Genomic DNA, 14,631 nt, shown 5'->3' on the forward strand with positions numbered 1-14,631 from the left:
AGCCGGTGATGCACGTGGACTACGGTGCCAGGCAGCGCCCCAGGAAGTCCTCGGCCAGGCGGTAGCGGTGCAGCGCGTTACTGCCGGACAGGCCGTGCTTGGCGCCCGGGTAGGTCATCAGTTCGAACCGCTGGCCGCGCTGCTGCAGCGCGCTCATCAACGCGGTGGAGTTGGTGAACAGCACGTTGTCGTCGGCCATGCCGTGGATCAGCAGCAGGCGCGAGCGCAGGCCGTCGATATGCGCCAGCACGCGCGCCTGCTCGTAGCCCTTGGCGTTGTTGCCGGGCAGGTCCATGTAGCGCTCGGTGTAGTGGGTGTCGTACAGGCCCCAATCGGTGACCGGTGCGCCGGCCACGCCGCAGGCGTAGCTGTCCGATGCCTTGGCCAGCAGCATCAGGGTCATGTAGCCGCCGTTGGACCAGCCCTGCACGCCGATCCGCGCCGGGTCGACCCAGGCCTGCTGCTTCAGCCAGGCCACGCCGCGCAGCTGGTCGGCCACTTCAACGGTGCCCTGCACGCCATACAGCGCGCCGCCGAAATCGCGGCCACGGCGCGGGGTGCCGCGGTTGTCCAGCGAGAACACCACGTAGCCCTGCTGGGCCAGGTACTGGTTGAACAGGTGGTCGCCGCGGCCGGGCCAGCTGTCGGTGACGGTCTGGCTGGCCGGGCCGCCATACACGTACACCACCACCGGGTAGCGCTTGCCCGGGTCGAAGCCGGCCGGCTTGATCAGGCTGTAGTGCAGCTCGGTGCTGCCGTCGGCGGCCTTGAGCGTGCCGAATTCGACCGGCCGCTGCGCCTCCAGGTAGCGCGCATACGGATGCTTGGGATCGGCCAGGTTGTTCTCGACCAGGGTGGCGATCTTCTCGCCGTTGGCGCGGTACAGCGCGATCTGCGGCGGGGTGGTGGTATTGGACCAGCTGTCCACGTAGACGCTGGCGTTGCGCGCGAAGCTGGCGCTGTGCATGCCCGGCGCCTGCGACAGGCGCTGCGGGGTGCCGCCCTGCAGCGACACGGCATAGAGCTGGCTTTCGCGCGGCGAATCGATGCCGGCGCGGAAATAGGCCTTGCCGGCCGCTTCGTCCACGGCCAGCAGCTCATCCACCGGCCAGCTGCCGCTGGTCAGGGCGGTGACCTGTTTGCCATCCTCGGAGATGCGGTACAGGTGCTCGAAGCCGCTGCGCTCGGACGACCACAGGAAGCCGCCCTGCTTGAGGAAATGCAGGCTGTTGTGCAGCGGCACCCAGGTGCGCGAGGTTTCGGTGACCAGGGTGTGCTGGCGGCCGCTGGCCAGATCGGCCTGGACCAGTTCCAGGGTCTTCTGGTCGCGCGACTGGCGCTGGAAGGTCAGCCGCTGCGGATCGCGCCAGTCGACGCGGGCCAGGTAGATGTCCGGATTGGCGCCCAGGTCGATCCAGCGCGGGGCGGCGCCGGCCTGCGGGGCGATCACGGCCAGCTTGACGGTGACGTTGTGGTCGCCGGCGGCCGGGTAACGCTGCTCGATCATCTCGGTGCGGTCGGCGTACATCTCGTAGCGCTTCTGCACCGGCACCGGGCTTTCATCGATGCGCGCAAAAGCGATCGCCGAATCGTCCGGCGCCCACCAGTAACCGGTGTGGCGGTCCATCTCCTCGTCGGCGACGAACTCGGCCACGCCATTGCCGATGGTGTCGCTGCCATCGCCGGTCAGCTGGATCTGGCGGCCGCTGGCCAGGTCGATCACCCACAGGTTGCGCGCGCGCACGAAGCTGACGAAACCGCCCTTGGGCGAGAGCTTGGCGTCGGTGGCGAAGCCTTCGCCATGGGTGAGCTGGCGCACCGCGGCCTTGCCTTGCCTGGACAGATCGTACAGGTACAGCTCGCCGCCCAGCGGGAACAGCAGGGTGCGCGCGTCGGGCGACCACTGGTAATCGACGATGCCGCTCATCGCGGCGATGCGCTGGCGCTCGCGGCGGGCCTTTTCGGCATCGCTGAGGGTTTCTTCGCCGGGTAGCACCAGCTTGGAATCGACCAGCAACCGGGTCTGGCCGCTGGCGATGTCGTAGGCCCACAGGTCCAGCTGGTTGCGGTTGGCTTCCTTGCCGCGCAGGAAGCTGACCTGCGAGCCGTCCGGGGCCACCTTGGGTGTCATCAGGGTCGGGCCGGACAACGGCAGCGGACCGGTGATGGCTTCCAGGGACAGTTTTTCAGCGTGGGCGGCGGTGGTCGAGGCGAGCATGAGGGCAAGTGAAGCAAACAGGTGGCGCATGAAGGATTCCGGCAGCGTCTGGGCATCCCCGGCCCGGCTGAGCGGGCGGGGAACGCTTCATCCTAACCAAAACCATCCCGGCCCGGCCAAACCCCGGTAGTGCCGGCCGCTGGCCGGCTTCTCGCTGCGCCATCCATTCCAAGGAGCCGGCCAGCGGCCGGCACTACCTGCAGGGCTTACCGTTGCCCGAACAGGTGTTTGCGCTCTTCGGCGCTGAGCGGCTTGCCGGCGTCCGGGTTGACCTGCGTGCGCAGCGCATAGGCCCGCGCGGTGGCCGGGCGCGCGGCGATCGCATCATGCCAGCGCTTGAGGTGGGGGAACGCGTCGAAATCGACCGGCAGCTTGTCGTAGGCGCCGACCCACGGGTAGCTGGCCATGTCGGCGATGCTGTAGTTGTCCCCACCCAGATAGGCCGACTGCGCCAGGCGCTTGTCCATCACCCCGTGCAGGCGGCGCACCTCGCTGTTGTAGCGTTCGATGGCATAGGGGATCTGCTCGGGCGCATATACGTTGAAGTGCCCCATCTGGCCGCTCATCGGGCCCAGCCCGGCCATCTGCCAGAACAGCCATTCCAGCACCGCCACCCGGCCGCGCGCGTCGGTCGGCAGGAAGCGGCCGGTCTTCTCGGCCAGGTACAGCAGGATCGCGCCGGACTCGAACACGCTCTGCGGCGCGCCACCGTCGGCCGGCTGGTGGTCGACCAGGGCCGGCATCTTGTTGTTGGGCGAGATGGCCAGGAATTCGGGCTTGAACTGGTCGCCATTGCCGATGTTGACCGGCACGATCCGGTACGGCAGTCCCAGCTCCTCCAGCAACAGGGTGACTTTGTGGCCGTTGGGGGTGGGCCAGTAGTACAGGTCGATCATGGCGGCAGCTCATGTACGGGGAAACGCCGAGTGTAGTGCGGGAGTTGGGTTGGCAGGGTCAAGCCGGACCCGGTAACCTGCGTCGTCCCCGCAACGCAGCATCCCAGCATGGCCACCGCCCACAAGCCCATCAGCCCCCTGTCCTCCCTGATCTTCGCCTCGCGCTGGCTGCAGCTGCCGCTGTACCTGGGGCTGATCCTGGCGCAGTGCGTCTACGTCTTCCTGTTCGGCAAGGAGCTGTGGCACCTGCTGCACAAGGCCAACAGCATGGGCGAGCAGGAAATCATGCTGCTGGTACTGGGCCTGATCGACGTGGTGATGATCTCCAACCTGCTGGTGATGGTGATCGTGGGCGGCTATGAGACCTTCGTGTCGCGCCTGCGCCTGGAAAACCACCCGGACCAGCCCGAATGGCTCAGCCACGTCAACGCCAGCGTGCTCAAGGTCAAGCTGGCGCTGTCGATCATCGGCATCTCCTCGATCCACCTGCTGAAGACCTTCATCGGCGCCGGCAACCTGGACGGGCTGCCCTCGTGTGACAGCGATGCCTACCTGCAGGCGGTGTCGGCCGCCGTCGCCGCGCACGGCCCGACCGCCACGGTCGCCTTCAAGTGCGCGGCGATGACCTCCACCGGGGTGATGTGGCAGACCATCATCCATGCCGCCTTCATCCTGTCGGCGATCGGCATCGCCTACACCGACAAGCTGATGAACGGCACGCCCAGCAAGGCCCTGTCGCACTAAGGCTTGCCCGGCAGCGCCGGCATCGGTGACGATGCCGGCCTGCTCTACCGCCCTGCCCCGGCCGGGCCGGTGGATGCTAGATTGCACCTCTGCAGCACCGCCATGGACGCTGGGAAACGTCCATGGCCTTTGGCCGGCCTGACCGTATCGGGCCTTACCTATCGTCGTCTTCAAGGGGAAGTTGGATGTCGCACGTCAACACGATCGCCAAGGCGCGGCTGCTTGCGCCGCTGGCCCTGCTGGTGGCCCTGGCCGCCTGCTCGGGCAAGGACGAACCCGCGCCTGCCGCACCGACAGCCCCTGCGGCTGCCACGCCCGCTGCGCCGGCCGCGCCGGCGGTGTCGGCCAAGGTGCAGTCGATGGGCACCGAACAGCTGCGCGAGCTGGCCAGCCAGGCCCTGCGCGAAAACCGCATGTACGCGCCGGCCGGCGACAACGCCATCGAGTACTACCTGGCCCTGCGCGACAAGACCCCCGACGATGCCTCGGTCAAGAGCGCGCTGACCGACCTGCTGCCCTACACGCTGATCGCCGCCGAACAGAGCCTGGCCCGCGAGGACTTCGCCGAAGCGCAGCGCCTGGTGGCCCTGATCGAGAAGGTCGATGCCACCGCCCCGGCCCTGCCGCGCCTGAAGCAGGGCATCAACGGCAGCATGCAGAATGCGCTCAAGCGCACCCAGGAAGAGACCGACAAGGTCAAGAAGGACGCCGAAGCCCGCGCCAAGCAGCTGGCCGACCAGCAGCGCCAGCAGCAGGCCGGCGAAGCCGACGCGGCCCGCCAGATCGCCGCACAGCAGGAAGCGGCGCGCCGCGACAGCGAGCGCCAGGACGGCGAGCGCCAGGCCGCCGCCCGCCGTGAAGCCGAGCAGCGCCAGCAGGCCGCGGCCGCCCAGCAGGCCGCCGCGGCACGCCAGGCACCGGCCGCGGCCGCCGCCGCGCCCAGCCTGCGCCCGGTCAGCACCCCGGCCCCGCGCTACCCGGCCGAGGCACTGCGTGCGGGCACCTCCGGCGAAGTGCTGGTGGAGATCACCGTCGGCACCGACGGCTCGGTCACCAATGCCCGCGTACTGCGCGCCAACCCGTCGCGCGTGTTCGACCGCGAGGCGCTCAACGCGGTCAAGCGCTGGAAGTTCGAACCGGTCAGCGCCCCGGTCACCACCCGCCGCACCCTGGCCTTCGCGCCGGGCGGTTGATCGCGACCGGCGTCGTTTGAACGCAAAAGGCCCGGAGCGATCCGGGCCTTTCCAATTGGGGACGGGTGTAGTTAATTCGCCAGCGGGCAATACGCAGCCCAACGATCGCACTTGGCTGACAGCACAACACGCAGTCTCCCTAACGCCTGCGGTCTCGCACGTTGGGATCGTGGCAGTTCGCCCTCCAATCTTCCTCCCCATGCCCCGTAGCGCACGCCTGATCCTGCCCGGATTCCCGCACCACGTCATACATCGCGGCGTCAATCGCGCTGCCACGTTCATCGACGACAGCGACAAGCTGCAGTACCTACGCCTGCTGCGCAATGCGTGCCGAAAGCATGGCGTCCAGATCCATGCATTCGTACTGATGAACAACCACGTCCACCTCTTGGTCACGCCCACGACAGCGCCAGGCCTGGCGTGCGCCATGCATGCCACCTGCCATTGCTATGTGCGCTACTTCAATACCCGCCATGGACGCAGCGGTACGCTTTGGGAGGGGCGATACAAATCCTGCCTGGTGGATTCGGACCAGTACTTCCTGATGGTGTGCCGCTACATTGAGCTGAACCCGGTGCGGGCGGCACTGGTGGCATTGCCCGAGCATTACCCATGGTCCAGCGTACATGCCCATCTGGGCCGACGGCGCAACCTGCTACTCACGCCGCATCCGGTGTATCTGTCACTGGGCGACACGGCCGAAAAACGTGCGCTGGCGTATGCCGCGTGGATGCGGCAGGCGGTCGCGCAGGAGGAAAGCGGAAACATCCGGCGCTACATTGCCCAGCAGCGGGCGTTGGGAGCACCGCGTTTCCAGGAAATGGTGGCGCGAACCATGAATCGTGTCACGACCACCCGCGCTGCAGGCAGGCCAAGGAAGGATGCGGCGCCTTAGTGCCGCAGATGGGGAACGGATGTCACAACTTAATTACACCCGTCCCCGTTTAAGGACGGTCAGCCGGAAATGGCCAGCCGCTCCTGGTGATAGCGGCGCACCGCGGCATACCACAGCACCGCCGCCAGGCCGAAGCCGGCGGTGAGGTAGACGCCCCACATCTGCGCGCTGATGGTTTCGTGGCGGATGATCTTCAGCAGCATCTGGTTCTGCGCCAGGAACGGCACCGAGAACTGCCACAGCTCGCTCTTCAGCGGGTACACCATCAGCGCGTAGCCGGGCAGCATCGGCAGCAGCATCAGCCAGGTCATGTGGCTCTGCGCTTCCTTCATGCTCTTGGCCGCCGCCGACAGGAAGGTCAGCAGCGAGGTGCCGATGAACAGCATCGGCAGCATGATCAGCAGCATCTGCAGCATCGGCAGGAAGCCCATGTTGAGCTGGCGCGCGGCATCGCTGCTGGACAGCTGCGCGCTGAGCTTGAACGCCAGCAAGGTGAGCAGCAACGAGGCCAGGCCGACCGTGCAGGCCGCGGCGATCTTGCCGCTGACGATGGCGCTGCGCGGAGCCGGGGTGGCCAGCAGCGGTTCCAGCGATTGCCGTTCGCGCTCGCCGGCGGTGGTGTCCATCACCAGGTAGGCGCCGCCAAGGAACGAGGTGATGGTCAGCAGTACCGGCAGCAGTACCGACAGCATCACCCCGCGCTTGGCCTCGGCGGTGGCCAGGTCCTGGGTGGCCAGGTCCAGCGGTCGGGCGACCTGGGCATCCACGCCGCGGGCGAGCAGGCGCAGCGCGCCGACCTGCTGGTTGTAGCCGGCCAGGGCGCGCTGCAGGCGTGCGGTGGGAATATCGGCCGCGCGCCGGGTGCTGTCCTGGATGATCTCCACCAGCGCCGGGCGCCCTTCCACCCAGTCCTTGCCGAACTCCGGGCTGATGCGCAGGGCCACGTCGACCTGCTGGCTGCGGATGGCCGCGGTCAGGTCGGCCGGTGCCTCCACCACGTTGAGCCCCTGCGCGGCCAGGAAGCGCACCAGGTTGGGCGCGTGCTGCGCGCCGATGGTGGCGATCTCCAGCGGTTTGTCGATCTGGGTCTTGACCCGGCTTTCGGCCAGCATGCCCATGCCCAGGATCAGCACCGGGTACAGCAGCGGGCCCAGCAGCAGGGTCAGCGCCAGGGTGCGGCGGTCGCGGCCGAGATCGCGCAGTTCCTTGCGCATCACGGTCAACAGGGTGGCAAACGAACTCATGCGTGCAGTCCTTCTTCGGTACCGATCGCCTTGACGAAGGCATCTTCCAGGTTGCTTTCCCCGGTCTGGCTGCGCAGTGCATCGGCACTGCCGGCGGCCATCACCGTGCCCTTGGCGATGATCACGATGTGGTCACACAACGCGGCCACCTCCTGCATGATGTGGCTGGAGAAGATCACGCAACGGCCCTCGTCGCGCAGCGCGTGCAGGAAGCCGCGCAGCGCGCGGGTGGTCATCACGTCCAGGCCGTTGGTGGGCTCGTCCAGGATCACATTGCGCGGGTCGTGTACCAGCGCGCGGGCGATGGCGGTCTTGGTGCGCTGGCCCTGCGAAAAACCGTCGGTCTGGCGGTCCAGGATGTCTTCCATGTCCAGCGCCCTGGACAGCACCTGGGTGCGCTCGCGGATGCGCGCGGCGCTCATGCCGTGCAGCTGGCCGAAATAGGCGATGTTCTCGCGCGCGGTCAGTCGCTTGTAGACCCCGCGCGCGTCGGGCAGCACGCCCAGGTTGCGGCGTACCGCGACCGCGTCGACCGCCGCGTCCACGCCATCCACCAGCACCCGGCCCTGATCGGGGGTCATCAGCGTGTACAGCATGCGCATGGTGGTGGTCTTGCCGGCGCCATTGGGGCCGAGCAGGCCGGTGATGCGGCCGTCTTCGGCGTGGAAGCCGACGTTCTCCACCGCCTGGATCAGCCCGGTCTTGGTCTTGAATGCCTTGTGCAGGTTCTCGGCGACGATCATGGTTCCCATCCGTTGAACGAGGTGAAGGCCGGCACCGGGCTGAGGGTGTCCAGGCAGCGCGCATCGAGCGCCTTGGCGTCGGTGCTGTCGAGGAACTGGCCGAGCAGGCGCGGCATGCAGCCGGCACCCAGGGTGCCGTGGCCCTGGCCCTTGGCCAGCAGGTGGCGGCCGTTGGGCAGGGTCTTGAGCACCTGCTCGGCATAGCGCGGCGGGGTGACCGGGTCGAACTCGCCGGACAACAGCAGTATCGGCAGGGTCGAATTGAACGGCGCGGTGAAATCGGCCGGACGGCTGCCTACGTTCCAGGCCGGGCACGCGGCGAAGAACATGCGCGCCACCTCCGGCCCCAGCAGGCGGTCGCTGGCCGGAGGCTCGCGGTAGCGGTCGGCGTCTTCGGCGCAGATCACCGACCACTGCATGCCGCGGTTCATCTGCACGCCCAGCGAACGGCCGGCCATCGCGCTCAACGACATCAGCGGTGCGTAGCGGCCGTGGGCCGCTTCATCGAGCACCACCGGCAGCAGCGAGGACAGCTCGGGCATGTACGAGAACATGAAGGCCAGGCCGGTCACCGAATCGGCGGTGAGCGTGTCGCGCCGGGTTTCGGCGGTGCCCGGGTCACGGTACTCGACCTCGACCGGGGCCTTGGCCAGGGTGGTCATGACGTTGCGCAGCTGGGTGCGCGTATCCACCGGGAAGCGCTTGGCGCAGGCCGGGTCCTGGCGGCACTGCGTGGCCTGCAGGTCGATCGCCGCTTCGAAGGTGCCGGCGAAATCGCCGCCGACCACCACATCGTTCGGCGCCACCCCGTCGATCACCACGCTGCGGGTGTGCTGCGGATAACGCGCGGCGTAGTGCTGGGCCACGCGGGTGCCGTAGGAACCGCCGATCAGGTTGATTTTGTCCACGCCCAGTGCGGCGCGCACCGCGTCGATATCGGCGATGGCCTGGGTGGTGGTGTAGAAGCGGGTATCGGCGCGGTCGGCCAGCGAGGCGGCGCAGCGCGCGGCGAAATCGCGGATCAGCGCGGCCGATGGCGTGGCGGTTTCATCGAGCGCCAGTTCCTTGCCGTCGGCGCCCAGGCAGGTGAGCGGGTTGGATTTGCCCGTGCCGCGCTGGTCGACCAGGATGATGTCGCGCTGCTTGCGCACTTCGCGCAGCGACTGGTTGATCACCGCGGCCACTTCGGTGGCGGCCTGGCCGGGCCCGCCGGCCAGGAAGAACACCGGGTCGTCCTTGCCCTTGCCGGCATTGCCGGCCTCCAGCCAGGCGATGTTCAAGCTGATCCTGCGGCCCTGCGGCGCGGCCGGGTTTTCGGCGACCTGCAGGGTGGCGCACTGCGCCTCGACGTTGTCGCTGGCGCGGGTGCTGGTCAGCGTGCAGGGTTTGAACAGCAACGTGCCGTAGCTGCGGCCGGCGGCGTCGGCGGCCGGCACCGGCCCGGCCGATGGCGCGCTGCAGCCGGCGGCCAGGGCGGCGGCCAGCACCGCAGCCAACCTCAGGTGGTATGTGGACATCTTCGGTGCTTCCCCTCATTGAAGTGCGTGCCATCACGACGATGCCGTGCGGCGAATGTGACCCAACTTACACGGACACCGGGCGGGCCGGTACTGCCCACCCGGCCCGGCACGCGCGGGCAGTTCCCGCGCGGCAGGATCACCGTCGGCTCCGGCACGGACGCCGCGGCCATCAGCGCATCGATGACGCCAATGACGCCATGCGCATGGGCCGTTCCCAACCCAACCGCACCGCTGCGCGAAGAACAGCACAGCGGGAACGGGACGCAGTGCCCAGAACGCTGCAATGGCACGATTTCCTACCCTTCGACAGGCCGCCGCACAGCGACACTCCCGGCGCCGCTGCGGTCACCGCGCGGCGTCGGGCGGGGTGCCGCCACGGCGCACCGCCCGCCCGGGGCGGCACTCTTCCCTTCCTGCTGGATTTCTCCATGTCTCCTCGTTTACCCCACGCAGCCCTGGCCCTGTCCCTGGCCCTCGGTGGCCTGTCCCTGTCCGGCACCGTCCAGGCGCACGGCACCATGCTCAAGCCGATGAGCCGGGTCTACACCTGCTTCCAGGGCAACCCGGAAAACCCGACCAATGCCGCCTGCGCGGCAGCCAAGGCGGTGGCCGGCCCGCAGGCGTTCTACGACTGGATGGGCATCAACCAGGCCAACGCGGCCGGCAACCACCAGGCGGTGGTGCCCGATGGCACGCTGTGCAGCGGCAACCACCCCACCTTCCGCGGCCTGGACCTGCCGCGTACCGACTGGCAGGCCACGCCGATCCAGGCCGACGCCAACGGCCGCTACCTGTTCGAGTTCAAGGCGCCGGCGCCGCATGCCACCCGCGAGTGGAAGTTCTACGTCACCCGCGACGGCTGGCAGCCGGGCAGCACGCTGCGCTGGGGCGACCTGGAGGCGTTCTGCACGCTGGGCAACACGCCGTTGTCGGCCGACGGCACCTACAAGCTGGATTGCCCGCTGCCCAGGCGCAGCGGCCCGCACGTGATCTACAACACCTGGCAGCGGTCGGATTCGGCCGAGGCGTTCTACACCTGCATGGACGTGCGCTTTGAAGGCGGCGGCACCCCGCCACAGTGGCTGGACGCCGGCGCCCTGACCGCACGCGGCGCCCTGCCGGTGGGCAGCCAGGTCGAACTGCGGGTGTTCAACGCCAACGGCAGCGATGCCGAACGCATCACCGCCACCCTGGCCGCCGGGCAGACCGCCGCTGCGCAATGGCCGCTGGCGCTGGCCCGCAAGGTCAATGGCAGCGCCCGCCAGGCGCGGATCGGCGTGCTCACCAACGGGGTGATCACCCCGATCGCCTCGGCCACGGCCAACCGGGTGTACCTGCAGCGCGGGCTGACCCACCAGATCGACATCCGCCTACCAGATCCGGGCGGCGACTACGACTACGTCTACCCGGCCGGGATCGGCAGCTACGTGCCCGGCCAGACCGTGGTCAAAGCCAGCGACGGCAAACGCTATGCCTGCCGCCCGTTCCCGGAAGGCGGCTGGTGCAACATCAACGCCGATGCCTACCGGCCGGGCACCGGCTCGGCCTGGCGGGATGCGTGGATTCCGTACTGAGGTAACGCTGCGGGAGGGGGCTGGCCCTCCTCCCGTAGCCGGCCAGGCCAGGCCTTACTTGCTGCTGACGTACTTCTCCCGCCGCACCTGCGGGGTGGGCAGGCCGGCGGCCTTCAGGGCCTCGAAGGTGGCATCGACCATATCCGGGTTGCCGCACAAGTAGGCGATGTCGGTGGCCGGGTTCGGCGCGAACTCCGCCAGGTGCTGCTGCACATAGCCGTGGCGTACGTCCGGGTGCGGGTTGTCGGGCAGCTCGCGCGACAGGCACGGCACGTAGCGGAAGGCCGGGTGGGCGTCGGCGAAGGCGCGGAAATCGTCGCTGTAGAGCAGCTCGGCCGGGGTGCGCGCGCCCTGCAGCAGCACCACCTCGACCCCGCGCCCGGCGATGGCCGCGGCCAGCAGTGGCAGCATCGAACGATAGGGGGTGACCCCGGTACCGGTGGCGATCAGCAGGTAGCGGGCGTTGTGGTCGCCGGGCATCAGGCAGAAGCGGCCGAACGGGCCGCTGGCGGTGACGTGGCCGCCGATGTCCAGGCCCTCGAACAGGGCCGTGGCGGCGCCGCCGGGGACGAAGCTGACCGCGATATCGACCGCCTCGCCCGGGGCCAGGGCGTGATCATGAATGGTGGCCAGCGAGTAGCTGCGCTTGGTGGCGGTGCCGTCGGCATAGGCGAAATGGACCTGGATGAACTGGCCGGGCTGGAAATCCAGCGGCTGGCCGTCATCGCGCAGGAACTGGTAGTGGCCGACGGTGGGGGCCAGCATGCGCCGGTCGACCAATTTGAGGGGGAATTGAACAGGCACGACTTTTCGGGACAGTGTGTAGCCGGGGCAAGCCCTCGGGGTCTTCTATAATAGCCCCTCCCCGCCCCTATCCAGCGCCAGCCCATGGGCGCGAAGGCAAGAGCTTGGCTTCCCAGAACACTCCCGCGCCCGCTTCGGTCCCCGCCCTGCGGGTGCACGACCTCCGCAAGACCTACGACAACGGCACCCAGGCCCTGAAGGGCGTCTCGCTGGATGTGGCCCCGGGCGACTTCTTCGCCCTGCTCGGCCCCAACGGCGCCGGCAAATCCACCCTGATCGGCATCATCAGTTCGCTGGTGAACCTCAGCCAGGGCCAGGTGGAGGTGTTCGGCAGCGACCTGGTGCGCAACCGCAGCGCCACCATGCGCCTGATCGGCCTGGTGCCGCAGGAAATCAACTTCAACCTGTTCGAAAAGCCCTTCGACATCCTGGTCAACTACGCCGGGTTCTACGGCGTGGCCCGCGCCGAGGCCGAGCAGATGGCCGAGGAGGAGCTCAAGCGCGCCCACCTGTGGGAGAAGGCGCAGGTAATGAGCCGCACCCTGTCCGGCGGCATGAAGCGCCGGCTGATGATCGCCCGGGCGATGATGACCCGCCCGCGCCTGCTGATCCTGGACGAGCCCACCGCCGGGGTGGACATCGAGATCCGCCGCGACATGTGGCGGGTGCTCAAGGAGATCAACGCGGCCGGCACCACCATCATCCTGACCACCCACTACCTGGAAGAAGCCGAGCACCTGTGCCGCAACCTGGCCATCATCAACCACGGCCAGATCGTCACCCAGGGCCCGATGCGCGAGCTGCTGGCCAAGCTGGACGTGGAGGGCTTCCTGTTCGACATCGACGGCACCCTGCCGGCCCAGCTGCCGGAGATCGAAGGCGCCACGCTGATCGCCACCGACGGCCACACGCTGGATGTGGACATGCCGCGCGCGATGGACCTCAACCGCGTGTTTGAAGCGCTCAACGCCGCCGGCATCCGGGTGCGTTCGATGCGCACCAAGAGCAACCGCCTGGAGGAGCTGTTCGTGCGCCTCACCGGCAACCAGGAGAACGCGGCATGAGCACCACCCCCACCCCGGTCCTGACCGACGGCCAGCGCAACCGCATCGCCCTGATGACCATCGTGCGCCGCGAAGTGGCGCGCATCCTGCGCATCTGGGGCCAGACCCTGGTGCCGCCGGCGATCACCATGACCCTGTACTTCCTGATCTTCGGCGGCCTGATCGGCTCGCGCGTGGGCGAGATGGGCGGCTACAGCTACATGCAGTTCATCGTGCCGGGCCTGGTGATGATGAGCGTGATCCAGAACAGTTACGGCAACATCAGCTCTTCGTTCTTCGGCGCCAAGTTCGGCCGCCACGTGGAAGAGCTGCTGGTCAGCCCGATGCCGAACTGGGTGATCCTGTGGGGCTATGTCTCCGGTGCGGTACTGCGCGGCCTGATGGTCGGCGTGATCGTGCTGATCATCGCCATGTTCTTCACCCCGGTGCGCATCCCGCACCCGCTGGTGACGCTGACCACCGTGCTGCTGGGCGCCACGATCTTCTCGCTGGCCGGTTTCATCAACGCGGTATACGCCAAGAAGTTCGATGACGTGGCGATCGTGCCGACCTTCATCCTGACCCCGCTGACCTACCTGGGCGGCGTGTTCTATTCGGTCAAGCTGCTGCCGGCCTGGGCCGAGGCCGCCACCCACGCCAACCCGATCTTCTACATGGTCAACGCGTTCCGCTACGGCCTGCTGGGCACCAGCGACGTGCCGCTGTGGGTGGCCTATGCGCTGATGATCGGCTTCGTGCTGGCGCTGACCGCGCTGGCGCTGTGGCTGCTCAAGCGTGGCGTTGGGATGCGCAGCTGATGCGCATCCTGGTCCTTGGCGCCGGCGGCACCGGCGGCTACTTCGGCGGCCGCCTGGCCCAGGCCGGGGTGGACGTGACCTTCCTGGTGCGCCCGGCGCGCGCGGCGCAGCTGGCCAGCGAGGGGCTGGTGATCCGCAGCCCGCTGGGCGATGCGTCCTTCCCGGTGCAGCACGTCACCGCCGAGGCGCTGCCGGCGCTGGCGGCGACGCAGCCGTTCGACCTGGTGATGCTGAGCTGCAAGGCCTACGACCTGGGCAGCTCGATCGAGGCGATCGCCCCGGCGATGGGCCCGCGTACCACGGTGCTGCCCATCCTCAACGGGCTGCGTCATTACGCCGATCTCGATGCACGCTTCGGCCGCGACGCGGTGCTGGGCGGGCTGTGCTTCATCAGCGCGACCAAGGCCGCCGATGGCGCGGTGCTGCACCTGGCACCGGCCGCCAAGCTGACCTTCGGCGAACGCGATGGCACCGGCAGCAGCGCGCGCGTGCTGGCGTTGGCTGCGGCCTGCGTGCAGGCCGGTGTGGACCACGTCGCCACCGATGCGATCGGCCAGGAGCAGTGGATCAAGTACACCTTCCTGACCACGCTGGCGGCAGCGACCTGCCTGATGCGCGCCGATGTCGGCACGATCGTGGCCACCGACGATGGCGCCGCGATCGTGCGCGGGCTGTACGACGAATGCCTCGCCGTAGCCGCTGCGGCCGGCGAGCCGATTCCGGACAAGGCACGCGAGGCCGCGTTGGCCGCCACCACCCAGGCCGGCTCGGCGCTGAAGGCGTCGATGCTGCGCGACCTGGAGGCCGGCCAGCAGGTGGAAGCCGAGCAGATCGTCGGCGACATGCTGGTGCGCGCCCGCGCCGCTGGCCAGGCCGCGCCGCTGCTGATGGTGGCCTACAGCCACCTGCAGGCCTACCAGCGCCAGCGCGGCGCCTGAG

13 protein-coding genes are annotated in these 14,631 nt (G+C 68.5%); 7 read left to right on the top strand and 6 right to left on the bottom strand.

Translation table 11 applies throughout. From position 1 onward, the window contains the following. Nucleotides 1–19: 19 nt before the first annotated feature. Nucleotides 20–2,248, bottom strand: coding sequence for a S9 family peptidase (locus IC535_RS10025; RefSeq protein WP_228886108.1), 2,229 nt, complete (start codon nt 2,246–2,248; stop codon nt 20–22). Nucleotides 2,249–2,424: 176 nt separating this feature from the next. Further along, nucleotides 2,425–3,114 (bottom strand): glutathione S-transferase N-terminal domain-containing protein, encoded by a 690-nt coding sequence (locus tag IC535_RS10030; RefSeq protein WP_228886109.1) that lies wholly within the window; start codon nt 3,112–3,114, stop codon nt 2,425–2,427. A gap of 108 nt (nt 3,115–3,222) precedes the next feature. On the opposite strand from IC535_RS10030, the gene IC535_RS10035 reads away from it, so the two are divergent. The 3 genes from IC535_RS10035 to IC535_RS10045 all read left to right on the top strand — a co-directional run bounded on the left by IC535_RS10035 (nt 3,223) and on the right by IC535_RS10045 (nt 5,946). Then, the gene (locus IC535_RS10035; protein WP_228886110.1) at nt 3,223–3,858 is read left to right on the top strand and encodes a TIGR00645 family protein; all 636 of its coding nucleotides are present in this window, start codon (nt 3,223–3,225) and stop codon (nt 3,856–3,858) included. A gap of 185 nt (nt 3,859–4,043) precedes the next feature. Further along, complete coding sequence (locus IC535_RS10040) at nt 4,044–5,051, top strand: energy transducer TonB (RefSeq protein WP_228886111.1); 1,008 nt, start codon at nt 4,044–4,046, stop codon at nt 5,049–5,051. 199 nt (nt 5,052–5,250) lie between these two features. After that, nucleotides 5,251–5,946 (top strand): transposase, encoded by a 696-nt coding sequence (locus IC535_RS10045; protein WP_228886112.1) that lies wholly within the window; start codon nt 5,251–5,253, stop codon nt 5,944–5,946. A 59-nt stretch (nt 5,947–6,005) separates the two neighbouring features. Here IC535_RS10045 and IC535_RS10050 read toward each other — a convergent pair whose 3' ends face one another. Genes IC535_RS10050 through IC535_RS10060 form a run of 3 tightly spaced genes read right to left on the bottom strand, consistent with a single transcriptional unit; the run spans nt 6,006 to nt 9,450 of the window. Beyond that, nucleotides 6,006–7,190 carry an ABC transporter permease gene (locus IC535_RS10050; RefSeq protein WP_228886113.1) on the bottom strand — a complete coding sequence of 395 codons (1,185 nt, stop codon included), beginning with the start codon at nt 7,188–7,190 and terminating at the stop codon, nt 6,006–6,008. After that, nucleotides 7,187–7,933 (bottom strand): ATP-binding cassette domain-containing protein, encoded by a 747-nt coding sequence (locus IC535_RS10055; protein WP_228886114.1) that lies wholly within the window; start codon nt 7,931–7,933, stop codon nt 7,187–7,189. The genes IC535_RS10050 and IC535_RS10055 overlap by 4 nt, the downstream gene beginning before the upstream one ends. Beyond that, nucleotides 7,930–9,450, bottom strand: coding sequence for an alpha/beta hydrolase (locus IC535_RS10060; RefSeq protein ID WP_228886115.1), 1,521 nt, complete (start codon nt 9,448–9,450; stop codon nt 7,930–7,932). Before IC535_RS10060 ends, IC535_RS10055 begins: the two co-directional genes overlap by 4 nt. A 431-nt stretch (nt 9,451–9,881) precedes the next feature. Between IC535_RS10060 and IC535_RS10065 the strand changes: the two genes are divergently transcribed. Then, nucleotides 9,882–11,027 carry a lytic polysaccharide monooxygenase gene (locus IC535_RS10065; protein WP_228886116.1) on the top strand — a complete coding sequence of 382 codons (1,146 nt, stop codon included), beginning with the start codon at nt 9,882–9,884 and terminating at the stop codon, nt 11,025–11,027. 54 nt (nt 11,028–11,081) lie between these two features. Here the strand turns inward: IC535_RS10065 and IC535_RS10070 are convergent, their stop codons facing one another. Next, nucleotides 11,082–11,831 carry a ferredoxin--NADP reductase gene (locus IC535_RS10070; RefSeq protein WP_228886117.1) on the bottom strand — a complete coding sequence of 250 codons (750 nt, stop codon included), beginning with the start codon at nt 11,829–11,831 and terminating at the stop codon, nt 11,082–11,084. 104 nt (nt 11,832–11,935) lie between these two features. On the opposite strand from IC535_RS10070, the gene IC535_RS10075 reads away from it, so the two are divergent. Genes IC535_RS10075 through panE form a run of 3 tightly spaced genes read left to right on the top strand, consistent with a single transcriptional unit; the run spans nt 11,936 to nt 14,630 of the window. After that, nucleotides 11,936–12,895 carry an ABC transporter ATP-binding protein gene (locus IC535_RS10075; protein WP_228886118.1) on the top strand — a complete coding sequence of 320 codons (960 nt, stop codon included), beginning with the start codon at nt 11,936–11,938 and terminating at the stop codon, nt 12,893–12,895. Then, nucleotides 12,892–13,692, top strand: a complete 801-nt coding sequence (locus IC535_RS10080) for an ABC transporter permease (RefSeq protein ID WP_228886119.1) — start codon at nt 12,892–12,894, stop codon at nt 13,690–13,692. Before IC535_RS10075 ends, IC535_RS10080 begins: the two co-directional genes overlap by 4 nt. After that, entirely contained in the window at nt 13,692–14,630 is a 939-nt protein-coding gene (panE, locus tag IC535_RS10085; protein ID WP_228886120.1) for a 2-dehydropantoate 2-reductase, read from the top strand. Before IC535_RS10080 ends, panE begins: the two co-directional genes overlap by 1 nt. The last annotated feature ends 1 nt before the right edge of the window (nt 14,631 follow it).

Origin of the sequence: Stenotrophomonas rhizophila, from assembly GCF_020857975.1 — a bacterium.
Classification (GTDB): domain Bacteria; phylum Pseudomonadota; class Gammaproteobacteria; order Xanthomonadales; family Xanthomonadaceae; genus Stenotrophomonas; species Stenotrophomonas rhizophila_C.